A 25512-nucleotide genomic window follows, 5' to 3' on the forward strand; every position below is an offset into this window, starting at 1 on the left:
AATGACCAGCGGCAGTTGAATGCCTTTGATTCATTCCTGGCCGAGCAGATCATGGCGTCCCTGAGGGCGCTTGACGAGTACAGCGAGCAGACACCCGTTGCGGTGGTGAATACGAAGATGCGTTGGACGCATGGTGTATCCCTTGCCACGACATGGATGGACATGAACATCTCCGCTTTCTACGTATCCAGCGCGATCCCAGCGCGGATGACCCTTTCCACCGGTCGCAAGCTGAACTTCCGGCAGGCTGGTGAGCAGGACGTTGCTGCTTGTGCAAATGCAGCTGTGTGGCCTGAGCGTGGGTTCGTGTCAATTCAGGCGGATGGGAGCGCCCTCGTCTGTCTCTGAATCCGCTTACGTGCGTGCAGATTCCTGGGCGGTTCGTGCCTTGGGCACGGTCGACCCGATGCGCAGGGCGCGTAGCATCAGTGTTCTAGCCGGCACTTCGATCATCAGGTGGAGGCCAATGCTTGCGCTGACTGCGGCAACCAGTACGGTCACCTGCGCTACTTGAAGGCTAAACGCTTCGACCAGCGGCGGCTGAAGAACAGGTTTGAAGTAGTACTGGTGTATCAGGTAGAAGGCGAATGAAGCTTCGCCCAGGAGGATAGGTAGGTGCCACCGTATCCCTGCACCGAACTGCTCGAGACGGGCGAGCGCCACGACAACGATCACGAAGATCGCCGCATACGGCATGACCCGTATCAGGGCTCTTCTCTTGGAACCTCATGATGAGCGGTAAAGCCACTGATGCGAACTGCATGGGTTCGACGATGCAAGTGCCGCCAACTCTGGCTTGAGCTCGTAGTACAGCGCCGCGACAGTTGGTATGAGCAACCCGCCAATGATAAGAACTGGCCGCAGCCATCGGCTGCGAAATGGCGCCACGACAGCGGCAATGAATGGAAAGGACAGGTAGAAGAAGAGTTCCACCGAGAGTGTCCATGCCACGGCCAAGAGCGCAAACGAAACGTTGACGTTCCCACTCCAGGCTTGTGTAAACGCAAGGTAAGACCACAGTCGGGGATCACCCTCCTGCGCGGCTTTGACGATGAATGGAGCCGGCGCGAGCAGCCAGAGTGGAAGAATTCTTGCGCTGCGCTTCCAATAGAACGAAACCGTTGAACCGAGGCCCAGCCCGGAGTGTTTTTCCAGATTCGAAGCGGCGAGCACGAAGCCGTTCAGAACGAAGAAGAACGAAACAGCTGCGGCCGGTTGGACGCGAAGTTCCGGAAGAAGTCGTTCGGCATGGATGCATACGCCATGGCGGACGAATGATGGACGTAAACAAGCAGTGCCGCAATAAAGCGGGCGGCAGTCAGATTGTTTAGACGTTGGCTATCCATCTGCTAGACACGAGGCTTAGCGCGCTTGGTCGAAAGCACAAGTCTCGTCAGTACGAACGACAGCGGCAGGGTGGCGCAGATTGAGAGAAGTGGCGCAATCGTTTTGCTGACGCCAAATCCAGACACCGCAGCGTGCAGCACGATCGCGCCCGCCAAGTAGGTGATAAGGTAAACCAGCGGAAACAACAGCAACTTGCGCATGCTGTGCTGTGCACGGAAGACAAACCGGGTGTTGATCAGATAGCTGAGCAGAATGCCGGAGGCGAAACTGATCGCGTAAGCAATGCGGTAGTCCATGACAAGCAGCAACAACCAGTAGAGCACGAACGTGCTACCGGTGTTGAGGGCACCGCCCGCGAGGAAGCGGGCGATGGTTGCAAGCAATGCGTGCAATGTCAGCTCGCTGCGACAGCGGTTAGTTTGATGAATTCATCGTACTGCCTGATGTACTCATCGCCGTCGTAGTTCTCGGAGGCAAAGACCAGCAGAACGGCGCCAGGGGAGTACTGGTATTGCGTACCCCAGATCATGGGGGGAAGGTGCAGGCCGACGCTTGGCGAATCCAGGATGAACTCATCACGACGCGTGCCGTCGTCCGCGAGAACCCGGACGCTGCCCTTGACGCAGATCAGGAACTGATGGCAGATCCGATGCGCGTGTTCGCCACGGGTTTCCTGGCTGGGAACATCGAAAACAAGGAAGTATCGCTTGGGTTCGAAGGGCAGGTCCTTCGAGAACTCACCGACCGAAAGTGCACCTCGGAGGTCCTGATAGCGAGGAAGCCTATGCAGCTTCACGCCCGCGACGGAACTAACTCTAGCTTCGTCCGTAGCTGCCTGCGGTGCAGGATGCTGTGCGCGGCTATCAGTCACATACCCGACGATTCGCGCAGGATTGCCCACGACGATCGCGTTCGGAGGTACCGAGCGGGTGATGACTGCGCCAGCGCCGACCATGGCGCCGCTGCCGATCCGAATGCCGGGCAGGATCGTGGCATTTGCTCCGATGGAGGCGCCAGCCTCCACGAACGTTTCCGGATATGCCTCGGGGTGCTGGCGGGATCGGGGGAACCGGTCATTTGTGAAGGTCGCATTCGGGCCGACGAATACGTCGTTGGCCAGCCTTACACCGTCCCACAGTTGTACGCCGCATTTAACGGTGACGCGGTCGCCGACAACGACATTGCCTTCAACGAAGACGCCATCGCAGATATTGCAGTCCTCACCGATCACGGCTCCGGGCAGGACATGCGCAAAAGCCCAGATTCGGGTGCCTTTGCCGATGCTCTCCGATTCACAAAGTGAATTGGGATGGCAGAAGTAGTTCATCAGTCAAGCTCCGTGAAGGTTTCCAGAGATTGCAGAATGGAAAGAGGGCGTGCCTTGGTGTTCTCGAACGTGCGCCAGGCATAAGCACCCACGACGCCCAGTCCCAACGAGTTCAAGGCACCAAAGAACAGGATGGCCACCATCGTCCCGGCGTAGCCTGGCACAGCAACCAGGCCGGAGATCTTCGCAGCGAGAATAAGAATTGAAAGGCCAACGCCTGCGCCCAGGGACAGCACACCGAGAGCCATGAGCAATCGAATGGGAAGGTCGGTAAACGAGAAGACGCTATCGGACAAGTAGCGCAGTTTCTTCTTGAGCGTCCAGGCGCTCTTTCCGTGTTCACGGCGAAGCCGTCTGTAGGGCACGAACTGGCGTCGCCCCCCCAGCCAGAACAGCTGGGCAAGCAGGCTCGTGTTGCTCTCCTTCAACTGAAGCAGGCGGTCACGCATAGAATCGGTGACGGCGAAGATATCCACGCCTCCCTTCGGAATGTCGGGCATGACAAAGCGTCGATACAGTGCCCAGAATGCCTCCGATGCCAGCTTGGAGAGACCGGGATCATCCCGCGACTCTCTGACCCCCATCGCGATATCCGTGTCACCAACCGCGAGCGCCTTGAAAAGATCAAGCACCAGTTCCGGAGGCTCTTGGAGATCGGCGGCCATCACGGCAATGATGGAGCTCTTGGCATGCTCCAGCCCGACTCGGATGGCCGAGAATGCACCGAAATTTCTGGACAAGGCAATCAGCTGCGAATCAAATCCGGCGGTCGGCAGTTGCTCACGGAGTCGCGCATAGCTTTGATCCGGGCTGCCGTCGACGACGAAAACCGCTTCGAATGGTACCTGTGCGCTCGCTTTGATGGATGCCAGCGCAGCGATGAGCTTGGCGATGGATCCTTCGTTGCCGTACACCGGGACAACGACCGTCAGCGTTGGACTCAGAAGCTGTTGCATGCTTCGATCACGCGGTCAACTTCCACGTCGGTCAGTTCGGGGAAGCAGGGCAGCGTAATCACCTCAGTGCAGTCCCGCTCCGTGACAGGTAGCTCCAGATCCGCGTAGCGCCCGCCATGGCAGGGCTGACGATGGTCTGGAGTCGGGTAGTGGATGTCGGTCTGGATGCCCAGGCTGGCAAGGTGCTGCTGAAGTGCAGTCCGTACCTCACTGCGTACGACGTACAGGTGCGCAACATAGGACGCGCCACTGCTCTGGTTGACCCGAATCTTTGGATTGGTGATGCCAGAACTGTAGCGTTGCGCAACCTCTCGGCGGCGCTCGTTCCACTGATCCAAATGCGGAAGCATCAGCAGCAGCATGCTCGCCTGCATTTCATCCAGCCGGCTGTTGCGACCGCCAGCCAAGCCGTTGGTGTACTTCTGTGTCCAGCCGTACTGACGCAGCATGCGCACGCGCTCGGCCAGGTCGGCGCGGTGGGTAACCACGGCTCCGCCATCGCCCAGTGCGCCGAGATTCTTGGTCGGGTAGAAGCTGAAGCTGGCGATATCGCCGAACGAGCCTGCCAGACCGTTCGCGTTGCGCGCGCCATGGGCTTGGGCGCAGTCTTCCAGCAGGCCCACGCCATGGGCTTTGCACAGCGCCGAAATGGCTTCGACATCTGCCAGTTGGCCGTAGAGGTGGGTGACGATGACGACTTTGATGCCGCCAGCGACCAGCGCAGCTTCCAGCAGCGCCGGATCCATGGTCGCGCTGCCTTCAGCGATGTCGATGAAGACCGGTTCCGCGCCACACGCCAGCACTGCCGATGTGCCGTACATCGCTGCATTGGCGACTACCGCAACCTGGTCCTGTGCCGTTACGCCCAAGGCGCGCAGAGACAGTTCCAGCGCGTCGGTACCGTTGCCAACGCTGATGCAGTGATCCACCCCGCAGTAACTGGCAAAGGCAGATTCGAACGATCGGACATTCGGGCCCAGGACAAAATAGCCACTGCCAACCACCTCGGTCGCCGCCGCCGCGAGTGCATCCTTCAAAGGTTCGATATGACGTGACAGGGAGTTGACTGGAATGGCTTCAGGCGGCATTGGGATTGGATCTGCGTTGGATGGAAGGAATCGTCTGGGGAATCCAGAAGGCGGTGGGCACTGAACGGACCTCTGCCAGCCGGTCAATCGCCGAGGACTCTGGAATTGTACTCACTCTTCGCGGCGGCCCCAATGCAGGCAAGGGACAATTTCTTGTCGGTTGCCATCCGAATGCGAATGGCAACCGTGCAACATCAAAGAGCTGCTTCCAGCTCCGGCAGGATGGCAAACAGATCCCCCACTAGGCCGATATCGGCAATCTCGAAGATCGGCGCATCGCCGTCCTTGTTGATCGCGACGATCGTGCCGGCATCCTTGATGCCGGTCAGGTGCTGGATGGCACCGCTGATACCCACGGCCACATACAGTTCCGGCGCGATGATCTTGCCGGTCTGGCCGACCTGCAGGTCGCTGGGCACGTAGCCGGCATCGACCGCAGCGCGCGAGGCACCGACGGCGGCACCGAGCTTGTCGGCCAGCTGGAAGATGACCTTGAAGTTCTCTTCCGAACCGACGCCGCGGCCGCCGGAGACCACGCGCTTCGCGCTCTGCAGGTCCGGGCGGTCGCTGGCACCGGCGGCGAGGCCGACGAAGCGGGTGTGGGTCGGCAGGGCAGCGTCGACGCTGGCTGCTTCGATGGCGGCGCTGCCGCCCTGGGCGGCTTCCGGCCACGAGGCGGCACGCACGGTGGCGACCACGATCTGCTCGGCCGGGGCTTCCACGGTGATGATCGCGTTGCCGGCGTAGATCGGGCGCTTGAAGGTGTGGCTGCCTTCAACGCTCATCAGGTCGGAGACCTGGTTGACGCCGAGCAGGGCGGCCACGCACGGCATCAGGTCCTTGCCGAAGGTGGTCGACGGGCCGAACACGTGGGTGTAACCCTTGGCCAGCTGTGCGATCTGCGGCGCCAGCACCTGGGCGATGGCCTGCGCGTTGGCGGCGTTGGCCACGGTCAGGACCTTGGCGACGCCGGCAATCTTCGCGGCCTCGGCGGCCACGGCGGCCGGATCGGCGGCCAGCACCAGCACGTCGATGCTGGCACCGCTGATGGCGGCAGCAGCGCTGACGGTCTTGGCGGTGGCGGCGTTGAGCTTGCCGTCGTGGTGCTCGGCGATGACGAGAATCCTGCTCATTACAGCAACCCCTTCTGCTTGAGTGCGGCAACCAGTTCGGCCGCGTCCTTGACCATCACACCCTTGCTGCGCTTGGACGGCGCGGCGTATTGGGTGGTCTTGAAGGTATCGGCGGCTTCAACGCCGAGGTCGGCCAGCTGCAGGGTCTCCAGCGGCTTGGCCTTGGCCTTCATGATGTCCGGCAGCTTGATGAAGCGCGGCTCGTTCAGGCGCAGGTCGGTGGTGACCACGGCCGGCAGATCGACTTCCAGCGTTTCCAGGCCGGCGTCGACTTCACGGGTCACCGTGGCCTTGCCGTCGGCAATGTCCAGCTTGCTGGCGAAGGTCGCCTGCGGACGGCCCCACAGCGTGGCCAGCATCTGGCCGGTCTGGTTGGCGTCGTCGTCAATGGCCTGCTTGCCCAGGATCACCAGGTCCGGCTGCTCCTTCTCGATCAGCTTGAGCAGGGTGCGGGCGGCGGTCAGCGGCTGGATGGCCTGGTCGGTGACCACATGGATGGCGCGATTGGCGCCCATGGCCAGGCCGTTGCGCAGGTGCGCCTGGGCATCGGCCGGAGCAATGGTGGCGACCACGACTTCGCTGGCGATGCCCTTGTCGCGCAGGCGCAGGGCTTCTTCCAGGGCGATTTCATCGAAGGGGTTGGGGGACAGCTTGACGCCGTCGGTGACCACGCCGGAACCGTCCGGCTTGACCTGAATGCGGACGTTGTAGTCCACCACGCGCTTGTACGCGACGAGGATTTTCATCTGGTACGGGGTCCTTCAATAACGGAGAGAACGTCCGGTCCTCGCACAGCAACCGGTTCGGGGGTGGGATCCCGATTCTAGCTGGCTTGAGGGGACCATGCGAATGCGTATGGTTATGCTGCGGTGCGGCATGGTTCGCGTGAATCGAGTGCGCCGTTCACGTCACGCAGGCAGTCGTGAAGACGAACGACATGTATCCTGTGCTGCTGTGCCGGGGTGCTTGATGGCGCCCCTTGGATGAATTTCGATCAGGAGAACAGGTAGTGCCCACATGGCTTGTCACCGGCGGTGCCGGATTCATTGGCGGTAACTTTGTTCTCGAAGCGGTCGCCCGTGGCATCAAGGTCGTCAATCTCGACGCCCTGACCTATGCCGGCAACCTGAAGACCCTGTCCAGCCTGGACGGCAACCCGAACCACCTGTTCGTGCAGGGTGACATCGGCGACAGCGCGCTGGTGTCCCGTCTGTTGGCCGAGCACCAGCCCGATGCGGTGCTGAACTTCGCCGCCGAGAGCCACGTCGACCGTTCCATCGATGGCCCGGGTGCGTTCATCCAGACCAATGTGGTGGGCACCCTGGGCCTGCTGGAAGCGGTGCGCGACTACTGGAAGGCGCTGCCGGCTGAACAGGGCACGGCCTTCCGCTTCCTGCACGTGTCCACCGATGAGGTGTACGGCACCCTGGGCGAGACCGGCAAGTTCAGTGAAACCACCCCGTACGCCCCGAATTCGCCGTACTCGGCGTCGAAGGCGGCCTCGGACCACCTTGTGCGTGCGTTCCACCACACCTACGGGCTGCCGGTGCTGACCACCAACTGCTCCAACAACTATGGCCCGTACCACTTCCCGGAGAAGCTGATCCCGCTGGTGATCGCCAAGGCGCTGGCCGGCGAGCCGCTGCCGGTGTACGGCGACGGCAAGCAGGTGCGTGACTGGCTGTTCGTGTCAGACCATTGCGAAGCGATCCGCACCGTGCTGGCCAAGGGCCAGGTCGGCGAGACCTACAACGTCGGCGGCAATTCGGAAAAGCAGAACATTGAAGTGGTGCAGGCGATCTGCGCACTGCTGGACCAGCGCCGCCCGCGCGCGGACGGCCAGCCGCGCAGCAGCCAGATCACCTACGTCACCGACCGACCCGGCCATGACCGCCGTTATGCGATCGATGCCTCGAAGCTGAAGAACGACCTGGGCTGGGAACCGGCCTACACCTTCGAGCAGGGCATCGCCTTCACCGTTGACTGGTACCTGGAGAACCAGGAATGGGTCAACGGCGTGCTCGACGGCAGCTACCGTCTGCAGCGCATCGGCACCGCGGCCTGAACCCAGGAGACACCATGACCCAGCGCAAGGGCATCATCCTCGCCGGTGGTTCCGGCACCCGTCTGTATCCGATCACCAAGGGCGTCAGCAAGCAGCTGCTGCCGGTGTACGACAAACCGATGATCTATTACCCGCTCAGCGTGTTGATGCTGGCGGGCATCCGTGAAGTGCTCATCATCAATACCCCGCACGAGCAGGCATTGTTCCAGCAGTTGCTGGGCGATGGTTCGCAGTGGGGCATGGACATCCAGTACGCGGTGCAGCCCAGCCCCGATGGCCTGGCCCAGGCTTACCTGATCGGCAAGGACTTCGTGGCCGGCAAGCCGAGCTGCCTGGTACTGGGGGACAACATCTTCCACGGCCACGGCCTGCGCGAAGTGCTCAAGCGCGCCGACGAACGCGTGCACGGCTCGACCGTGTTCGGCTACTGGGTCAATGATCCGGAACGTTACGGCGTGGCCGAGTTCGACCAGAGCGGCAAGGTGATCGACCTGGTGGAGAAACCGGAAAAGCCGCGCTCCAATTATGCGGTGACCGGTCTGTACTTCTATGACGGCAACGCCAGCGATTACGCGGCCGAACTGAAGCCGTCGCCGCGTGGCGAACTGGAGATCACTGATCTCAACAAGCGGTACCTGGCCGAAGGCAACCTGCACCTGGAGGCGCTCGGCCGTGGCTATGCGTGGCTGGATACCGGTACCCACCAGTCGCTGCTGGAAGCATCCAACTTCATCGAGACCATCCAGACCCGCCAGGGCCTGCAGGTCTGTTGCCCGGAAGAAATCGCGTTCGGAAAGGGCTGGATCAGCGCCGAGCAGCTGGAAGCACTGGCTGCACCGCTGATCAAGAATGGCTACGGCCAGTACCTGCACAAGCTCGCTCTGCGTGGAGTCGTTCCTTGAAGGTAATCGAGACAAGCCTGCCCGGATGCAAGATCGTTGAACCTGCCGTGTTCGGTGACGCCCGGGGGTTTTTCTTTGAAACATGGAATGCCGACCGATTCGCGGAAGCGGGCCTGGTCAGCAGCTTCGTACAAAGCAATATGTCCTCTTCAAGCAAGGGCGTCCTACGCGGCATTCACTACCAGTGGCCTCGCCCGCAGGGCAAGTTGATCTCCGTCCTTGAGGGCGAGGTCTACGACGTGGCGGTCGATATCCGCCGCGGCTCGCCTACGTTTGGACGCTGGGAAGCGGTGATCCTCAGTGCCGAAAACAAGCGGCAGTTTTTGATACCCGAGGGTTTCGCCCATGGTTTTGTAGTGCTTTCCGAAACTGCGCTGTTCAACTATCTCTGCACCGATGTGTACTTAAAGGAAGCTGATGCGGCTATTCGTTGGAATGACGCCGATGTCGCAATCGACTGGCCGATCAGCGCACCGACCCTGTCGGCCAAGGACGAGAATGCTCCCTTCCTGAAGGACATTGCCGAGGACCGCCTGCCGGTCTACACCCCATGACGGTTCTGGTGTTCGGCGGCAATGGCCAGGTCGGCCAGGAGCTGCTGCGAGCGCTGGCCCCGCTGGGGCCGGTGGTCGCGACCACCCGCAGTGGTCAGTTGCCTGATGACAGCACGTGCGAGGTGGCCGACTTTGCCCAGCCCGACAGCCTGCCGGCATTGCTGGACCGCGTGCAGCCATCGGTAGTGGTCAATGCGGCGGCTTACACCGCTGTTGATCGCGCCGAACAGGACGTCGATGCCGCCTTTGCTGCCAATGCGCAGGCACCGGGCGTGATCGCGCGCTGGTGTGCGGCACATGGTGTGCCGTTCGTGCATTACTCCACCGATTATGTGTTCGATGGCCAGGGCAGCGCGCCCTACCGCGAGGACGAGCCGACCGCACCACTGGGCGTGTATGGCACCAGCAAGCGCGATGGCGAGGACGCGGTGCGTGCGGCCGGCGGCCGTCATCTGATCTTCCGCACGGCGTGGGTGTATGCCTCGCACGGCGCGAATTTCCTGCGCACCATGCTGCGGGTGGGCGCCGAGCGCGATGCGTTGCGGGTGGTGGCCGACCAGATCGGTACGCCGACGCCGGCGGCGCTGATCGCCAATGTCACCGCGCAGGCGCTGCAGCATCCGGGCCAGCTGTCCGGGACCTGGCACCTGACCGCCAGCGGCCAGACCAGCTGGTATGGCTTTGCCGAGGCGATCTTCGCCGAAGCGTTGGTCACTGGCGTGTTGGCCAAGGTGCCGACGGTCGAGGCGATTCCCAGTTCCGAGTACCCGACCCCGGCCAAGCGCCCGGCCTGGTCGGTGCTGGACAACCGCAAGCTGCAGCAGGATTTCGGCATCGTGCTGCCGGCTTGGCAGGACGGCCTGAAGCGGGTGATGGCGGAGATTGCCTGACCCGGCAGGTGACGTGCCGACCAACGGTCGGCACCCACCCCGACCAGCGGTCGGCATGCACCCCGACCAGCGGTCGGCATGCACCAGCGGGTTCCGGGTCAGCTGCGCCCGTAGGTATCCTCGAACCGCACGATGTCGTCCTCACCCAGATAGCTGCCGGACTGCACTTCGATCAGTTCCAGCGGCAGCTTGCCGGGGTTGCGCAGGCGATGGGTCACGCCCAGCGGAATGTAGGTGCTCTGGTTCTCGCTGAGCAGGATCACCTCGTCACCACGGGTGACTTCAGCGGTGCCGCTGACCACGATCCAGTGCTCGGCGCGATGGTGGTGCATCTGCAGGCTCAGCGTGCCGCCGGGCTTGACCGTGATCCGCTTGACCTGGAAGCGCTCGCCGTTGTCGATCGAATCGTAGGCACCCCACGGGCGATAGACCTTGCGGTGCCAGGTGGCCTCGCTGCGGCCCTCGGCCTTGAGCTGCGCGACCACCGTCTTGACGTCCTGCATGCGGTCGGCCTTGCCGACCAGCACGGCATCATCGGTTTCCACCACCACCACATCGTCCAGCCCGACCAGCGCCACCAGGCGCTGTGCGTAAGCATAGGTGTTGCGGCAGTCAATGGCGATCACGTCGCCCTGGTGCGCATTGCCATCGCCGTCCTGCTGCGAGACATCGCGCAGCGCGGTCCACGAGCCGACATCGTTCCAGCCGGCATCCAGTGGAATCACCACGGCATCGGCGGTCTTCTCCATCACTGCATAGTCGATGGAATCGGACGGAACGGCGGTGAAGGCGTCCTTGTCCAGGCGGGTGAAATCGGCATCGCGACGTGCCTGCTGCCAAGCCTGGCGGCTGCCAGCGAGCATGGCGGGCTGGAAGCGTTCCAGCTCCTGCAGGTAGCGCGAGGCCTTGAACAGGAACATGCCACTGTTCCAGTAGTACTGGCCGCTGCTGACGTAGCCGGTGGCGGTGTCCAGGTCGGGTTTCTCGACGAAGCGCTCGACCGCGCGCAGGCCCTGGCCATCGGCGGCCTTGATGTAGCCGTAGCCGGTTTCCGGGCCGGTCGGCACGATGCCGAAGGTGACCAGCTTGCCGGCTTCGGCGGCGGCGGCGGCGGCCTGCACGGCGCTGCGGAACGCGGTCTCGTTGGTGATCACATGATCGGAGGGCAGCACCAGCAGCAGGGCGTCGGCGCCCTCGCGGGTGGCTTCCAGCGCGGCCACCGCGATCGCCGGGGCCGTGTTGCGGCCGACCGGCTCAAGGATGATCGCGGCCGGCTCGGCGCCAACCTGCTGCAGCTGCTCGGCGGCGACGAAACGGTGCTCTTCGTTGGCGATCACCAGCGGCCCACGCGCGGCGATCGGCGCGACGCGCTTCCAGGTGGCCTGCAGCATCGTCAGCTCGCCCGCCAAGGGCAGGAACTGCTTCGGATACGCCTCGCGCGAAAGCGGCCACAGGCGGGTACCGGATCCACCGGACAGGATGACGGGCTGGATGCTGCTCATGCGTTCCTCGGTTACTGCTGGATGAGGCGGGAAATGTCGTCGGTGCGCGCCTGCATCAGCGCGGCGTCGCCCCGGGCTTCAACATTCAGGCGCAACAGCGGCTCGGTGTTGGAGCTGCGCAGGTTGAAGCGCCAGTCGCCGAAGTCGGCGCTGATGCCGTCGGTGTGATCCAGCGTGGGCGACTGCGCCGCGAAATGCTCCATCACGCGCGCGACGGCGGCCTTGGCATCGGCAACCTTGAAGTTGATCTCGCCACTGCACGGATAGGCGGCCATGCGGTCTTCGACCCAGTCGGCCAGCGAGCGCCCGCTTTCGGAGACCAGCTGGGCGATCAGCAACCACGGGATCATGCCGGAGTCTGCATAGGCGAACTCGCGGAAGTAGTGGTGGGCGCTCATCTCGCCGCCGTACACCGCGTCTTCGGCGCGCATCTTTTCCTTGATGAAGGCGTGGCCGCTCTTGCACTGCACCGGCACACCGCCGGCCTGCTCGACCATGTCCACGGTGTTCCAGACCAGGCGCGGGTCATGCACGATCTTGCCACCCGGGTTGCGTGCCAGGATCGCCTTGGCCAGCAGGCCGACCAGGTAGTAGCCCTCGATGAAGCGGCCGGTATGGTCGAAGAAGAAGCAACGGTCGAAGTCACCATCCCAGGCAATGCCGAAATCGGCGCCGTGTTCGCGCACCGCGTCGGCGGTGGCGGCGCGGTTTTCCGGCAGCAGCGGATTGGGAATGCCGTTGGGGAAGCTGCCGTCCGGCTCGTGGCAGATGCGGATGAACTCGAACGGCAGGTGCGGTGCGAGCAGATCGACGATGGCACCGGCGCCACCGTTGCCGGCGTTGACCACCAGCTTCAGCGGCCGCAGCTTGCCGGCATCGACATAGCTCAGCAGGTGCTGGATGTACGCGCTCTTGTCATGCTGGGCGCTCTGCCCGGCACGCGGCGGTTGCGCCTCGGACGTATCGGCGGCGACCGCATCGGAAATCGCGAACAGGCCGGTATCGGAGCTGATCGGGCGCGCGTTCTCCTTGACCAGCTTCATGCCGTTGTAGTCCATCGGGTTGTGGCTGGCGGTGACCATCACGCCGCCGGCCGCGCCCAGGTGATCGGTCTGGAAATAGACCTCTTCCGTACCGCACAGGCCGATGTCGATCACCTCGCGCCCGGTACCGCGCAGGCCTGCGGCCAATGCGTCCTGCAGCGCGGGGCTGGTCAGGCGCACGTCGTGGCCGAGTACCACCGGGCCCGGCGCAAGCTGTGCCGCCAGCGCCACGCCGATGCGGCGCGCCAGGTCTTCGTTCAGTTCTTCCGGCACGCGGCCGCGGATGTCATAGGCCTTGAAGGCGGGCAGGGGCATCGATCGGATCCTGGATGAGGTCAGCGCCGTAGTTTACGACCATGAATGTGTGGGAACCGTTTTCCGGAAACGGCGCCCCGGCAACAGTCATCGGAACGACAGGTACTTGTGGCCAAAGTAGCTGGACACCACCGGCACCGCCACGCCCACCACGTGGGCGATTTCCAGGCGCAGCACGTCAACGCCCAGCCATGGCAGCAGGTGGTAGGCCAGCACGGTGGAGACCAGCCAGGTCTGCGCCACCGCAAACAGGTTGACCAGCACGAAGTAGAACGCCGAGTGGTGCAGGGGGCGGGTGCTGCCGGAAAACACCAGCCAGCGGGTCAGCACGAAGGCGGTGACCATGCCGGTGATGTAGGCGGCGATGATCGCCGGGGTGAACGACATCCAGTGGCTGTACAGCATCCGCGACAGGATGTTGGCCAGCGCAGCGATGCCGCCGGCCAGCAGGAACAGCAGGAACGGGCGGGACAGGGTCACGCCACCGCCTCGCGGGCCATGGCACGCCCGAAGCCGATGCTCTCGGAGATGCCGCGGTCTTCGGGATAGTAGTGCGAGGTATCGGCCACCCACAGCCCTTCCACCGGCAGCCGGCGCGGCGGCAGCCGGTCCAGGAAGCCCGGTTCGCAGATCGGCTGCGCGTGGCGGTAACGGCTGACTCGTACGTCGATGAAGTCGTCCGCGCCCAGCTGCGGATTGATCATGCACAGGTAGCGACGCACCTTGTCAGCGAACACGTCGTCGCTGTCGCCATAACGCTCGTACTCGCCGGGCATGTAGAACGGCACGTAGACGATATGCGCGTCCATCGGGCGCAGGTTGGTGTATTCGACGATGCCGGGGATGTCCATGTCCGGGTCGTTGGTGTTGACCCAGAAATTGGCCGAGACCGGCCTGCGCAGCTTGGCGATCACGCAGACCACTGCGATGTTGTTCAGCGCGCGGAACTTCGCCAGGATGGTGTCGGGCAGGTCCGGGGCCAGGCGTGGGACGAACGGCAGCGGTACGGTGGAAATGACCTTGTCGAAGGCCAGGTGCTCGCCGCCGACCTGGACGCCGCGCACGCGGCCTTCCTCGATCACGATGCGTTGCACCGGGCTGGACAGCCGCACCTCGCCGCCATGGCGCTGGATGTCGGCATGCAGGGCATCGAGCAGGGTAGATGAACCGCCTTCCAGATACCCCAGCTTTTCGCGCATCAGGCTGTAGCGTGAGCGGCCGATGCGCCGGATCCGGCTCCAGATCCAGGCCGCGGACAGGTTGCCGGCATAGTCGTAGAACTTGTAGTCGAACAGGCGACGCCACAGCGATTCATAGGCTTCGGCACCGACCCAGCGGCGGATCCAGGACGAGGCTTCAACGTGGTCCAGCGGGCGCCAGTCGTTGCGACGCGTGCACAGGAAGGCATGCAGTCCGTAACGGATCTTGGCCATCAGCCCCAGGCCCTTGAAGCGGAGCAGGGCGATCGGGTTGCCCCAGGCCTGCAGGCGCTTGCCGAACCAGTAGCCCATGCGGGTCTCGGTCCAGCGCATGCGCGCGCCCAGCCCCAGCTCGTCGAGCACGGTCAGGAAATCGTGGTCGGAAGTGCAGTGGAAGTGGTAGTAGCGTTCGATCGGCATGCCGCCGAAGTCGAAGCTCGCCGTCATCCCGCCGACGCGGTCATCGGCTTCGAACACCACGGGCTGATGGCCGTCGCGGGCCAGCTGGTAAGCCACGGCGAGGCCCATCGGGCCCGCGCCGAGAACGGCGATGCGCTCGCTCATGATCAGAACTCCAGGGCGATGTCGCCGTACTCGGGGTCGTTGAAGGTGGCGTCGATGGCCTGTGCAAAGGGCGTCGGCCGCACATCGAAGATGGAAGGCCAGTCGATGACTTCGAACTCGTCATGGGCCACCAGTGCCTGCAGCTGCGCAGCGGTGAACGGCGGGTCGCGGTCGAACAGCGCCCAGGTCCTCAGCAGCAGGTGGAACAGGCGGTACGGGATGTGCAGCAGCACGGTGCGCGCACGCGTGCTGCGCTTGATCTGGCGGATGATGTCGACGTAGTCCACCTTCTCCAGGCCGGTGATGTTGTAGCGCTGGCCGGCAATCCGCGAACGCAGGCAGCTGGCGATGATGGTGGCGAAGTCGCCGGCATACAGCGGCTGGCGCATGTAGCGTCCATCGCCGGGTATCGGGAATACCGGAACCTTGCGCATGAAGCGCGACAGCCAGCCCAGGTGCTTGCGGTCGAACCAGCCGAACATCAGGGTCGGGCGCAGGATGACCACAGGGATGCCGCGCGCGGCGACCCGGTGCTCCTGCTCGCGCTTGGTGCGGGTGTAGTCGTCGTCGGCCGCCGAACAGACCACCGAGGAGCTGATGTGCACCGTGTAGGGCACGGCGTGGCGCTCGATGGCATCGAGGATGAGGTCGGTGGCAGTGATGTTGTTGCGCACGAACGGCACGGGATCGGTGCCGCCGATCTGCGCCTGCAGCATCACTACGGCGTTGGCCTCGGCGAAATGGCGCTCCCAGGCGCCCGGCTCCGCCAGGTCGGCGTGTTCGGTCACCACGTCCGGATGCATGCGTGCCAGTACGTCGAGATTGGCGGCGTGCTTGTCGATCACCACCAGCCGGCGGTAGCCCTGGCGCTTGAGGATGGCGACCAGGTTCTGGCCGACCAGGCCGGCACCACCGGGAATGATGATCTTCTGCTCCAGCACCGAGTCCGTTGCAGTGTTCACAGCGCGATCCTGTTGAAGAGGGCCTGCGGCAGCAGGCGGATCACCGTCATGATCAACCGCCAGAAGCCCGGGGCATACAGCACCGGGGTGCTGCGACCAATGCCGGCGACGATGCGGCGCGCGACCTGGTCCGGCGTCGCCCACAACGGGCCCTTGCGCAGGTGGGCCGTCATCGGCGTGTCGACGAAGCCGGGGCGGATGTCGACCACCGCCACGCCCTGCTTGGCCAGGCGCTGGCGCAGGCCACTGAGGAAGGTGCTGACCGCAGCCTTGGCGGCGCCGTAGACGTAGTTGCTCTGGCGGCCGCGGTCGCCGGCCACCGAGGTGATCACCGCCAGCGCGCCGCTGCCCGCGTCGGCCAGGCGATTGGCCACGGGCCCCAGCAGGGCCAGGGTCGAGGTGCCATTGGTGGCGAACTCGGCCATGCAGGTCGCCACCGAGGCCTCGCAGGCTGCCTGGTCGGGTAGCGTGCCATGCGCGACCAGCACCACATCCACCCGTCCCAGCGCCTGCCAGGCTTGCGCCAGCAGATCGGCATGGGCGGCCAGGTCGTTGATGTCCATGGAATGGGTGTGCGTGGCGCGCGCACCGCGCACGCGCAGGTCGTCGGCGATGGTGGCCAGCCGGTCGGCGCGGCGCCCGACCAGGAACAGCGATGCGCCGCGTGCGGCGTAGCGCCGGGCGACGGCTTCGGCAATCGCGGACGTGGCGCCGACGATGAGGACGTTCTGCATGCTTACTCCGTCACCCGGCGCCAGAAGCCGGACGAGAAACGTGGATCGATGAATCGGCTAAAGTCCTGCCAGCGTGGGTACGCCTGCTGGAACGAGGTGGCGGTCATCCGCGCATCCTTGGCCGGGTACTGGGCACCGCCGGCGGCATCGACGATCTGGTCGAGGCGCCGCAGCAGGGCCCACAGCGCCTCGCCGGTGTTGGGGAAATCCAGGGCCAGCGTGGTGCCCGGGCGCGGAAAGGACAGCATGCCAAAGGATGGCCGCGCGCCGAACTGCTTGAGCACCGCCAGGAACGAACCCTGGCCACTGCGGGCGATTTCCCGCAGCAGCGCGGGAATTCCGTCCGCGGCCGCGTGCGGTGGCAGCACACACTGGTACTGCACGAAGCCGGCCGGACCATACATCCGGTTCCACTCGCTGATGCCATCGAGCGGATAGAAAAAGGGCAGCAGGTGCGAGGCGTAGCGCCGGCGGCGCGCAGGCTGGCGCCAGTAGTAGAGCGTATTGAACGGGCGCAGGGTCAGCCGGTTGACCAGCGAAACCGGCGGCGTCAGTGGCATCGCCCACTGCCTGCGGGCGGCGGCAGGACGCTCGTCGGCCGGCTGCACGGCATGGTTGGCGCGGGTGAAATGGCCGCGGCCGAGGGCGCGGCCACGCGCCAGGCAGTCGATCCAGGCCACGCTGTACTCGTGGCTTTCGCTGCTGTCCTGCGACAGTGCGAAGAAGTCGGCCAGGCTGGAGAACCGGATGTTCTCCACTTCCAGGCTGCTGCCCGGCACGCGGCGCAGCTGCAGTTCGGCATGCGTGACCAGCCCGGTCAGGCCAAGCCCACCAAGGGTGGCTTCAAACCAGCCGTCGTCATCACCAGGACGGCATACGCGGCGTTCGCCATTGCTGCGCAGCAGCTCGAAGGACAGCACGTGGTGGCCGAAGCTGCCGGCCAGGTGGTGATTCTTGCCATGGACATCATTGCCGATCGCGCCGCCCACGGTGACATGGCGCGTACCCGGGGTAACCGGCAGGAACCAGCCCTGCGGCAGCACCCTGGCGATGATCTCGCCCAGGGTGACGCCGGCTTCGCAGTGCAGTCGCCCGCTGGCCGGATCGAAGGCGATGAAGCGGTCCAGGCCGCGGCAGTCGAGCAGGGTGGCGCCCGGATTCTGGCAGCTGTCGCCATAGCTGCGTCCATTGCCATGCGGAAGGGCGCTGCCCTCGAAGGCCGGCAGCCCGGCAAGCCGATCGTGCACCCTGACCAGCGATTGCGGCGCGCGCGGATACCGTCCCCAGGAGTGCGCGCCGGCCCGCATCAGATCGCCACCAGTGCAAACCCGGCGCACAGCACGGCCACCACCTGGCTGGCCCGATCCGTGGCGGCGAACACGATCGGGTCATCGTGCATGTTGCCGCGATGAGCGATCACCCAGGCACGGCTGACCCAGTACAGCAGGACCGGGCAGATGAACCACAGCAGCTTCGGGTTGCGGTACAGCTCCACGCTGTCGGGGCTGTTGATGTACAGCGCCATCACCAGCACGGCGCTGTAGCCGGCGGCAGCGCCCAGTGACTGCAGCAGCGGCAGGTCTTCCACGCCGTAGCCACGGCCGTTGGCGCGGGTCTTGCCGCGCGCCAGCACCGCGTGCAGTTCGGTATAGCGCTTGAGCAGGGCCAGCGAGAGGAAGATGAACATGCTGAAGGCCAGCAGCCAGAACGACAGTTCCGCCCCGATGGCCACCGTGCCGCCGATGATGCGCAAGGTGTAGAGGCTGGCCAGCAGCACCACGTCGAGCATGACGATGCGCTTCAGGCGCAGCGAGTAGGCCAGGGTCAGCACGTAGTAGCCCAGCAGCACGGCGGCGAATGCCGGGCTGCAGGCCAGTGCCACGGCCAGCCCGCACAGCGTCAGCAGTGGGCCTGCGACCAGACCGTGCAACAGCGGCAAGCGGCCAGCGGCAAAGGGGCGGTGGCGCTTGCGCGGATGGCGGCGATCTGCATCAAGGTCGAGCAGGTCGTTGAGCAGATAGACGCCGGAGGCACACAGGCTGAAGGCCGCGAAGGCGAGCAGGGCATCGGCCACCGCCGGTGCTTCCAGGAAGCGGTGGGCCGTCAACAGGGGTACGAACACCAGCAGGTTCTTCAGCCACTGGTGCGGACGCAGCGCCTTCATCCATGCCTGCAGCCTGGACGGCCCAGGCCAATGCCCCAGCACCTGCGTGCGTTGTGCGGCGGTGGCAGCCAGTGCGCTGCCATTGTTGACCACCCAGGCGCCTGCGGCGCGCGCCCAGACCGCCAGGTCGACCGTGCCGTTGCCGGCGTAGTCGAAACCGCGCTCGCCGAATGCATCCACCAGGGCCTGCGCCTTGTGCGTGCCGGACAGGTTGCGCTGGCCATCGCTGGCGATGACCTGTTCAAACAGGCCCAGATGTGCGGCGATCGGCGCGACCAACAGCTGGTCCGAGGCCGTGCACAGCACCCGCGGACGCTGCGGCGTGTCGCGCAGCAGTTCCAGTACCTTCGGGTTGTAGGGCAGGTGGCGTGGATCGACGGTGGCGCGTGCGGCGATCTGCCGCTTCAGTGCGGCCTTGCCCTGCAGCAGCCAGAACGGCAGAAGGAACAGGTACAGCGGATTGCGCGCCAACAGCACCAGCAGTGATTCATACAGGAGGTCCGTGTCCAGCAGCGTGCCATCCAGGTCCACGCACAGGGCGCGGTCATGGGCTGCAGGAGAGGGGGCAGGAGGCGCTGGGGGCATCGTTCGCGGGCTGACGCGGCGGGATCGTCCATTGTATCCGCGTTGGGGCATGGGCCAGAAAGCGGCATCCCCGCCCCGGGCCGCTGCACCATCGCGGTTTGCTGCGCCGCAAACCCGTCGGATGCAGGCCTGCGGCTAGAATGCGCTTATCCATTCGCAGGGTACTACAGCAATGCAGCAATCGACTTCCGGCGGAAAGCGCGGCAAGCGCTTCGCCAGTGCGGCGGAGGCCCTGCAGGGGGTGGTCGCCGATGGCCAGACCCTGGCCGTGGGCGGCTTTGGCCTGTGTGGCATTCCCGAGGCGCTGATCGCTGCGCTGCGCGACAGCGGCGTCAAGGGCCTGACCGTGATCTCCAACAATGCCGGCGTCGATGGCTTCGGCCTCGGCCAGCTGCTGGAAACGCGGCAGATCAAGAAGATGATTTCGTCCTACGTGGGCGAGAACAAGGAATTCGAGCGGCAGTTCCTGGCCGGCGAGCTGGAACTGGAGTTCAACCCGCAGGGCACCCTGGCCGAGCGCCTGCGCGCCGGCGGTGCCGGTATCCCGGCGTTCTTCACCGCCACCGGCTACGGCACGGTGGTGGCCGAGGGCAAGGAAACCCGCGAGTTCGATGGCAAGCACTACGTGATGGAAACCGCACTGCGCGCCGACGTCGCGCTGGTCAAGGCCTGGAAGGCCGACGAGGCCGGCAACCTGGTGTTCCGCAAGACCGCACGCAACTTCAACCCGGCCTGCGCGATGGCCGGCAAGGTCTGCATCGTGGAAGTGGAAGAGGTGGTGCCGGTCGGCGCCATCGATCCGGACCAGGTGCACCTGCCGGGCATCTATGTGCACCGCATCGTGCACAACGCGCATCCTGAAAAGCGAATCGAGCAGCGCACCATCCGCGCGGAGGGCAACTGACATGGCGTGGACCCGCGATGAGATGGCGGCACGTGCCGCCCAGGAGCTGACCGATGGCGCCTACGTGAACCTGGGCATCGGCCTGCCGACGCTGGTGGCCAACCACATTCCCGAAGGCGTGGACGTATGGCTGCAGTCGGAGAATGGCTTGCTCGGCATCGGCCCGTTCCCGACCGACGCTGAAGTTGACGCCGACCTGATCAATGCCGGCAAGCAGACCGTCACCGCACGTGCCGGTGCCAGCTACTTCGGCAGCCACGACAGTTTCGCGATGATCCGCGGTGGCCACGTCAACCTGGCCATCCTCGGTGCCATGCAGGTGACCGACAAGGGCGACCTGGCCAACTGGATGGTGCCCGGCAAGATGGTCAAGGGCATGGGCGGCGCCATGGACCTGGTGGCCGGCGTGCAGCGTGTGGTGGTGCTGATGGAGCACACCGCCAAGAACGGCGAGCACAAGATCCTGGCCGAATGCACGCTGCCGTTGACCGGCGTGGGCGTGGTCGACCGCATCATCACCGATCTGGCGGTGTTCGACGTGACCGGCAACGGCCTGTTGCTGGTGGAAGCCGCGCCGGGCGTCAGTGATGAAGAGCTGAAGGAAAAGACCGGCGTCGTGTTCCAGCGCTGAAGTCAACGATGTTGCTGCGCAGCGCCAGCCTCAGGGCTGGCGTTGTGGGCCTGCGACGACGTAGCCTGCGTTGGCAACAAGGTCCGGCAGCAACTGCATGACCGGATCAAGTGCATTGTCGTTGTCCAGCTCACTGGGATAGCAGTGCGCATCCAGTAGTGACCGCAGCGTCGACGCTCGCAACCACATCGTGCCTGCTGTCTGCGGCGTAGGGGCGTCAGCTATCCCCAGCCGGGTTGCCCAGCGGAGATGACTGCGCGAAACGACGACTGCCTCCGGGGTGGATGCCACGAACATGCCCAGCGCAGGTTGCTCATTGAACCGTTGAAGCATTGCGTCGATAGCGGTCGTCCCTGGTAGCTGCGGTCTCGCCTTGCCGCTTCCGCGAAGGTCCAGCCAGCAGGCCAGCAACGATGGATCCGGACCGAAAGCCTCCAGAACCTGCAGGATGCTGGACAAGGCATTGCCAGCATGGCCGATGATATCGACCGCAGCGTCATGAGGGCGCTGCGCCATTGGAATGAAAACACGATAGCTCACGCCCAGGCCGCTTGCTGCCTCACAAGCTGTAGCGATCATCCCGGGATCATCAATGAGAACCAGCAGGCAGGCCCGCAGGGGGCGTGCGGGCGGAGCCGGGGACAGCGCTTGGCGCGTCGCGTCAAGCCAGGCATGCCCAAGCCGGGCATCCGGTTCCAGCACGGCGCCTTCGGCCCACTCGTTCCAGGCATTGATGAACACCATGCGCTGGGCCTGCGGTGCTGCAGACAGGCGCTCATGGATCGTGGTGCGCAGCCAATCGCGGTAGCCGCGCGGCGATGCGTGCAGGTACACGCGGCCGCGGCCGGAACGACGCGCCTCGTTGTCCCAGCCCGGGTTCACGCCGGGATAGAGCGGATAGTCCGGCAGCGGCCGCGCTGCGATTTCTGCAGCCAGTTCACGCCAGTCGCGTACATCGCCATTGAAGGCAGGATTCAGCAGCCACTGCTGTGCCGACAGCGAGCGCGGGTTGCTCATGTTCGGCGGGAATTCGACGGCGGCATCGAAGCCGATATCGCGGGGATCCGGTCGCTCGAAGCCCTGGACGTAGGCCAGATGGATCTCGCCCACGTCGTTGTCACGGCACCAGCGACGCCAGCGCTCGGCAGTCGCACGCGCGTCGGGCAGCAGGTTCGGGCGATAGACCAGCAGCATCGGCCGACCCTCGACCTTCAATGCGCGGCGGTCGCGCAGGTAGGGCGCGACATGTGCGATGAAGGCCAGATCGTCTTCGGCGCTGTGCTGCTGGCCGATCAGGATGTCGTCGTCGCGGCCGTCCCAGCGTCGTGCCCAGTTCTCGTTGGCCCAGCACAGGCAGAACGGCAGGTCGATGCTGTCATCGGCCAGCCACTGCTGGAGCGGGTCTTCCATCAGGGTGCGGCCGCTGAACCAGTAGTAGTAGAAACAGAACGCGCCGATGCCGTACTCCGCAGCCAAGCGTGCCTGGTCACGCATCACCTGCGGGTTGCGCAGGTCATAGAAGCCGAGGTCGGCCGGTAGGCGGGGTTGGATGTGGCCCTCGAACTGCGGCAGGGCGCGGGTCACGTTGCGCCACTCGGTAAAGCCCTTGCCCCACCAGGCGTCGTTCTCTGGGAAGGTGTGGAACTGCGGCAGGTAGAAAGCGACCAGCGTCACCGGCATGGGTGAGGGCAATGCTCCCTCGCGCCATGGCACGTGGCCGATCGCCGGTTCATCGGCACGCCAGCGCAGCTGGGCACTGGCGCGCGTCCCCTCCTCATCCTGCTGTCCCTTGGGCGGCGGGGGTACCCAGTCGCCATGCCGCGCCAACAGCCGGGTGCGCAACCGGTCACGCTGCGCCTGTGGCAACGGCAAGGCCCGGAACACGGCGCGCAGCAACGGGAACAACGACTGGCGCAGGCTCATCGGGCGAGGCCTCGCGACAGGGGGCGGTAGGACGGGATCAGTATCTGGGCAACGGTCATGGCGCCATTTTCGGTGCTGGCGGCCATGACGGCAAACGGCGGCGTGCTAGCGTGTGACCATGCTGTTCCCCCACGACCTGCCCGATGCCGATGTCCTGCACCTGCCGGGCTGGCTGGCTGCGGCCGCCGCCGACCAGCTCCTGTCCTCGCTGCAGGCCGAAGTGCCCTGGGAAACCCATCGCATCCGCATGTTCGGCAACTGGGTGGACTCGCCGCGGCTGAGCTGCTGGATCGGCGACCCGCAGGCCCGCTATCGCTATTCCGGTGCCGAGTTCGTGCCGCGCCCCTGGCCGCCTGTGTTGCAGGCCGTGCGCTGGCGCCTGGAAGCCGAAGGCCACGGCCACTTCAACAGCGTGCTGTTGAACCGCTATCGCGGTGGCGGTGACTACATGGGCTGGCACAGCGATGACGAGCCGGAGCTGGGGCCGGCCCCGGTGATCGCTTCGCTGAGCCTGGGCGCTGCGCGCCGATTCCTGCTGCGCCGCCGTGACGACCCGGCACGCAAGGTTGAATTCGTGCTGGGCCACGGCGACCTGCTGCTGATGGCCGGGCAGACCCAGCGCTTCTACCAGCACGCGCTGCCGAAGATGGCGCGGGTGCAGGGCGAGCGGATCAACCTGACCTTCCGCTGGATTACGCCGCGTTGACGAAGAAGGGGTCGGATCCCTTTCCGGAAGGAAAGGGATCCGACCCCGTAACTCACGTGCCCGGCGAATGCGGCGATCAGCGCGCGACGGTCGGCTGATCGGCCTGGCCGCTCACCAGCGTCCAGCCCACCACGTCCTGCGCCAGCTGCTGCAGGCCACGTTCGAATGCGGCGGTCACCGCCGGTACGTCGGTGCTGCCGACTGGCTGCGCCTGCCGGAAGGTGCGGTCCGCGACCACGCGCTGGTCGGCGACATGGATCAGCTTGGCGTTGACCTCGATCACCACCGTCGGCGTGGGCTGGCCCTGGTAATCCGATTCGAAGCGGCGCACGTCGGTGGACAGCTTGTAGTCGGCGCGGATGCCGGCGGTGCTGCGGGCCACGCCGCGGATGCGACCGGAATCCTCGAAGCCACGCAGCAGGGTGTCCTCGATCATGTCGGTGGCCGGCTGCGCCCAGCTGGCACCCTTGTAGATCTCCATCTGCGACGGTGTCGGCCGCACATTGATGCGCGGGCTGTCGACCATGCGCGCGGCGCTGGGCTTGGCCAGCACCAGTTGCCAGCTGGCCTGCGGCCACGCTGGGTCTGCCTTGACCTGCACGGACGGCGAGTACAGCGTCACCGCGGTTTTCTCGCTGCTGCCGAGGATGGAGCAGCCGCCCAGCAGGGTGACCATCGAAGCGGCCAGCAGCAGGCGCGGAAGGGTGGTCGGGCTCATTTGGGTTCGAACTCCTTCGGTGCGTCGCGGCCCAGCAGGTAGCGCGCGGGGTTGTTCTCGAGGCGGTCGCTGACCCGGCGCAGGTCGCGGATCAGGCCGCGCAGTTCGGTCAGCGTCGGGCCCAGCTGGCCGAGGCCATCGTTGGCAAAGCTGTTGATCGCGGCGCGGTTCTCGCCAAGGATCGAATCGGCGTTGCCGGCGGCCGAATCGAGCTTGGCCAGGGTGCCGTCGAGCTTGTCGATGATGCCGGGCAGCTGCTGCACCAGGTTCTTGTCCAGGCGCTCGATGGTGCCGTTGGTGGTCTTCAGCGTGGTGTCCAGGCTGCGGGCGGCGTCGCGCGCGCTGAGCAGCAGCGCCTGCGTGCCCTGGTCACGGTCGGCCAGGCCGCCGCTGATCGTCTCCAGGTTGGCCAGCGTCGCGTTGATCGAGGCCACGTTGCGGTCGCTGAGGATCTGGTCCATGCGCTCGACGATGCGGTTGGCGACGTCGGTGATGTTCTGCAGCGCCGAGGGCGTGGTCGGGATGATCGGCGCCGGGTCCTTGTTGACGGTGGTCAGCGCCGGCGACTGCGGCGTGCCGCCGCTGAGCTGGATGATCGACGGGCCAGTCAGGCTGGTGATCGCCAGCTTGGCGCGGGTATCGGTCTTGACCGGCGTGTTGGAGTTCAGGCGGATGCGCGCGACCACCTGGCGCGGGTCGTCCGGCACCAGGTTCAGTTCGGTGATCGAGCCCACCGCGATGCCGTTGTACTGCACCGGGCTGCCCACCGACAGGCCGGTCACCGCTTCGCGGAACACCACGCGGTACTCCTGCCAGGTACGGTCGGAGGAGTACTTGGCGGCCCACAGGCCGAAGGCCAGCAGGGCCAGGCCGGTGATCAGGGTGAACGCGCCGATCAGCACGTAGTTGGCTTTGGTTTCCATGGCTCAGGCACTCTCGATCTGTTCGCCACGCGCGGCGCGCGCGCGGGGTCCGTGGAAGTATTCCTGGATCCACGGATGATCCAGTTTCTCGATGTCAGGCAAGGGTGCGTTGGCCACCACCTTGCGGTCGGCGATCACCGCGACCCGGTCGCAGATCGCGTACAGCGTGTCCAGATCGTGGGTGATCAGGAACACGGTCAGCCCCAGTGCTTCCTGCAGGGTCTTGATCAGGCGGTCGAACGCCGCCGCGCCGATCGGGTCGAGGCCCGCAGTGGGTTCGTCCAGGAACAGCAGCGGCGGATCCAGCGCCAGTGCCCGGGCCAGGCCGGCGCGCTTGCGCATGCCGCCTGACAGCTGCGAGGGCAGCTTGTTGATCG

At 65.1% G+C, this 25512-nt stretch carries 28 protein-coding genes; 8 read left to right on the forward strand and 20 right to left on the reverse strand.

The annotated features are described in order from the left end of the window. Positions 1-348 (forward strand): hypothetical protein (locus AB1281_RS00005; protein ID WP_430344763.1); only part of this gene is annotated, 348 nt, incomplete at its 5' end. Positions 349-354: 6 nt separating this feature from the next. Here the strand turns inward: AB1281_RS00005 and AB1281_RS00010 are convergent. From AB1281_RS00010 to AB1281_RS00045, 8 genes are all read right to left on the reverse strand, one after another. Continuing rightward, positions 355-696: a hypothetical protein gene (locus tag AB1281_RS00010; RefSeq protein ID WP_430344764.1), complete on the reverse strand. Its 342-nt coding sequence runs from the start codon at positions 694-696 to the stop codon at positions 355-357. A gap of 30 nt (positions 697-726) precedes the next feature. Next, positions 727-1254 carry an acyltransferase family protein gene (locus AB1281_RS00015; protein ID WP_430344784.1) on the reverse strand — a complete coding sequence of 176 codons (528 nt, stop codon included), beginning with the start codon at positions 1252-1254 and terminating at the stop codon, positions 727-729. Between the two features lie 95 nt (positions 1255-1349). After that, positions 1350-1739: a GtrA family protein gene (locus AB1281_RS00020; protein WP_430344765.1), complete on the reverse strand. Its 390-nt coding sequence runs from the start codon at positions 1737-1739 to the stop codon at positions 1350-1352. A 2-nt stretch (positions 1740-1741) separates the two neighbouring features. Beyond that, the gene (locus AB1281_RS00025; RefSeq protein WP_430344766.1) at positions 1742-2674 is read right to left on the reverse strand and encodes a WxcM-like domain-containing protein; all 933 of its coding nucleotides are present in this window, start codon (positions 2672-2674) and stop codon (positions 1742-1744) included. Continuing rightward, entirely contained in the window at positions 2674-3630 is a 957-nt protein-coding gene (locus AB1281_RS00030; protein ID WP_430344767.1) for a glycosyltransferase family 2 protein, read from the reverse strand. The genes AB1281_RS00025 and AB1281_RS00030 overlap by 1 nt, the downstream gene beginning before the upstream one ends. Beyond that, the gene (locus AB1281_RS00035) at positions 3615-4718 is read right to left on the reverse strand and encodes a DegT/DnrJ/EryC1/StrS family aminotransferase (protein WP_430344768.1); all 1104 of its coding nucleotides are present in this window, start codon (positions 4716-4718) and stop codon (positions 3615-3617) included. The genes AB1281_RS00030 and AB1281_RS00035 overlap by 16 nt, the downstream gene beginning before the upstream one ends. 194 nt (positions 4719-4912) lie before the next feature. Next, a complete protein-coding gene (locus tag AB1281_RS00040) occupies positions 4913-5851 on the reverse strand; it encodes an electron transfer flavoprotein subunit alpha/FixB family protein (RefSeq protein WP_430344769.1) in 939 nt (312 codons plus the stop codon). After that, the gene (locus AB1281_RS00045; protein WP_005415186.1) at positions 5851-6597 is read right to left on the reverse strand and encodes an electron transfer flavoprotein subunit beta/FixA family protein; all 747 of its coding nucleotides are present in this window, start codon (positions 6595-6597) and stop codon (positions 5851-5853) included. Before AB1281_RS00045 ends, AB1281_RS00040 begins: the two co-directional genes overlap by 1 nt. 263 nt (positions 6598-6860) lie before the next feature. Between AB1281_RS00045 and rfbB the strand changes: the two genes are divergently transcribed. The 4 genes from rfbB to rfbD are packed head-to-tail and all read left to right on the forward strand — an operon-like array spanning position 6861 to position 10262. Further along, positions 6861-7916: a dTDP-glucose 4,6-dehydratase gene (gene rfbB, locus AB1281_RS00050; protein ID WP_430344770.1), complete on the forward strand. Its 1056-nt coding sequence runs from the start codon at positions 6861-6863 to the stop codon at positions 7914-7916. Positions 7917-7930: 14 nt separating this feature from the next. Continuing rightward, a complete protein-coding gene (gene rfbA / locus AB1281_RS00055) occupies positions 7931-8818 on the forward strand; it encodes a glucose-1-phosphate thymidylyltransferase RfbA (protein WP_430344771.1) in 888 nt (295 codons plus the stop codon). Then, entirely contained in the window at positions 8815-9372 is a 558-nt protein-coding gene (gene rfbC / locus AB1281_RS00060; protein ID WP_430344772.1) for a dTDP-4-dehydrorhamnose 3,5-epimerase, read from the forward strand. Before rfbA ends, rfbC begins: the two co-directional genes overlap by 4 nt. Further along, positions 9369-10262, forward strand: coding sequence for a dTDP-4-dehydrorhamnose reductase (gene rfbD / locus AB1281_RS00065; protein WP_430344773.1), 894 nt, complete (start codon positions 9369-9371; stop codon positions 10260-10262). The genes rfbC and rfbD overlap by 4 nt, the downstream gene beginning before the upstream one ends. A 98-nt stretch (positions 10263-10360) precedes the next feature. On the opposite strand, the gene AB1281_RS00070 is transcribed toward rfbD, so the two are convergent. The 8 genes from AB1281_RS00070 to AB1281_RS00105 all read right to left on the reverse strand — a co-directional run bounded on the left by AB1281_RS00070 (position 10361) and on the right by AB1281_RS00105 (position 19276). Further along, complete coding sequence (locus tag AB1281_RS00070; protein ID WP_430344774.1) at positions 10361-11764, reverse strand: mannose-1-phosphate guanylyltransferase/mannose-6-phosphate isomerase; 1404 nt, start codon at positions 11762-11764, stop codon at positions 10361-10363. Between the two features lie 11 nt (positions 11765-11775). After that, entirely contained in the window at positions 11776-13122 is a 1347-nt protein-coding gene (locus AB1281_RS00075) for a phosphomannomutase (protein WP_430344775.1), read from the reverse strand. 87 nt (positions 13123-13209) lie between these two features. Beyond that, positions 13210-13602 (reverse strand): GtrA family protein, encoded by a 393-nt coding sequence (locus AB1281_RS00080; protein WP_075675430.1) that lies wholly within the window; start codon positions 13600-13602, stop codon positions 13210-13212. Next, on the reverse strand, positions 13599-14885 hold the full coding sequence (locus AB1281_RS00085) for an NAD(P)/FAD-dependent oxidoreductase (RefSeq protein WP_430344776.1): 1287 nt from the start codon (positions 14883-14885) through the stop codon (positions 13599-13601). The genes AB1281_RS00080 and AB1281_RS00085 overlap by 4 nt, the downstream gene beginning before the upstream one ends. Before the next feature lie 2 nt (positions 14886-14887). Beyond that, a complete protein-coding gene (locus tag AB1281_RS00090; protein ID WP_430344777.1) occupies positions 14888-15847 on the reverse strand; it encodes an NAD-dependent epimerase/dehydratase family protein in 960 nt (319 codons plus the stop codon). After that, positions 15844-16581, reverse strand: coding sequence for an SDR family oxidoreductase (locus AB1281_RS00095; protein ID WP_430344778.1), 738 nt, complete (start codon positions 16579-16581; stop codon positions 15844-15846). The genes AB1281_RS00090 and AB1281_RS00095 overlap by 4 nt, the downstream gene beginning before the upstream one ends. Positions 16582-16583: 2 nt before the next feature. Then, positions 16584-17888 (reverse strand): FAD-binding oxidoreductase, encoded by a 1305-nt coding sequence (locus tag AB1281_RS00100; protein WP_430344779.1) that lies wholly within the window; start codon positions 17886-17888, stop codon positions 16584-16586. Further along, a complete protein-coding gene (locus AB1281_RS00105; RefSeq protein ID WP_430344785.1) occupies positions 17888-19276 on the reverse strand; it encodes a UbiA family prenyltransferase in 1389 nt (462 codons plus the stop codon). Before AB1281_RS00105 ends, AB1281_RS00100 begins: the two co-directional genes overlap by 1 nt. 226 nt (positions 19277-19502) lie before the next feature. Between AB1281_RS00105 and AB1281_RS00110 the strand changes: the two genes are divergently transcribed. Further along, positions 19503-20234 carry a CoA transferase subunit A gene (locus tag AB1281_RS00110; RefSeq protein WP_049465322.1) on the forward strand — a complete coding sequence of 244 codons (732 nt, stop codon included), beginning with the start codon at positions 19503-19505 and terminating at the stop codon, positions 20232-20234. Between the two features lies 1 nt (position 20235). After that, complete coding sequence (locus tag AB1281_RS00115) at positions 20236-20865, forward strand: CoA transferase subunit B (RefSeq protein WP_430344780.1); 630 nt, start codon at positions 20236-20238, stop codon at positions 20863-20865. Between the two features lie 30 nt (positions 20866-20895). Here the strand turns inward: AB1281_RS00115 and AB1281_RS00120 are convergent, their stop codons facing one another. After that, positions 20896-22788: a glycoside hydrolase family 99-like domain-containing protein gene (locus AB1281_RS00120; RefSeq protein ID WP_430344781.1), complete on the reverse strand. Its 1893-nt coding sequence runs from the start codon at positions 22786-22788 to the stop codon at positions 20896-20898. A gap of 118 nt (positions 22789-22906) precedes the next feature. Between AB1281_RS00120 and AB1281_RS00125 the strand changes: the two genes are divergently transcribed. Next, entirely contained in the window at positions 22907-23494 is a 588-nt protein-coding gene (locus AB1281_RS00125; RefSeq protein ID WP_430344782.1) for an alpha-ketoglutarate-dependent dioxygenase AlkB family protein, read from the forward strand. A 76-nt stretch (positions 23495-23570) separates the two neighbouring features. On the opposite strand, the gene AB1281_RS00130 is transcribed toward AB1281_RS00125, so the two are convergent. From AB1281_RS00130 to AB1281_RS00140, 3 genes are all read right to left on the reverse strand, one after another. Beyond that, positions 23571-24212, reverse strand: a complete 642-nt coding sequence (locus tag AB1281_RS00130) for an ABC-type transport auxiliary lipoprotein family protein (protein WP_164118163.1) — start codon at positions 24210-24212, stop codon at positions 23571-23573. After that, the gene (locus AB1281_RS00135; protein WP_014035909.1) at positions 24209-25135 is read right to left on the reverse strand and encodes an MlaD family protein; all 927 of its coding nucleotides are present in this window, start codon (positions 25133-25135) and stop codon (positions 24209-24211) included. Before AB1281_RS00135 ends, AB1281_RS00130 begins: the two co-directional genes overlap by 4 nt. A gap of 3 nt (positions 25136-25138) precedes the next feature. After that, a partial coding sequence (locus tag AB1281_RS00140; RefSeq protein ID WP_430344783.1) for an ABC transporter ATP-binding protein occupies positions 25139-25512 on the reverse strand: 374 nt, incomplete at its 5' end.

Origin of the sequence: Stenotrophomonas sp. NRRL B-14846 (assembly GCF_050473585.1) — a bacterium.
Lineage (GTDB): Bacteria > Pseudomonadota > Gammaproteobacteria > Xanthomonadales > Xanthomonadaceae > Stenotrophomonas.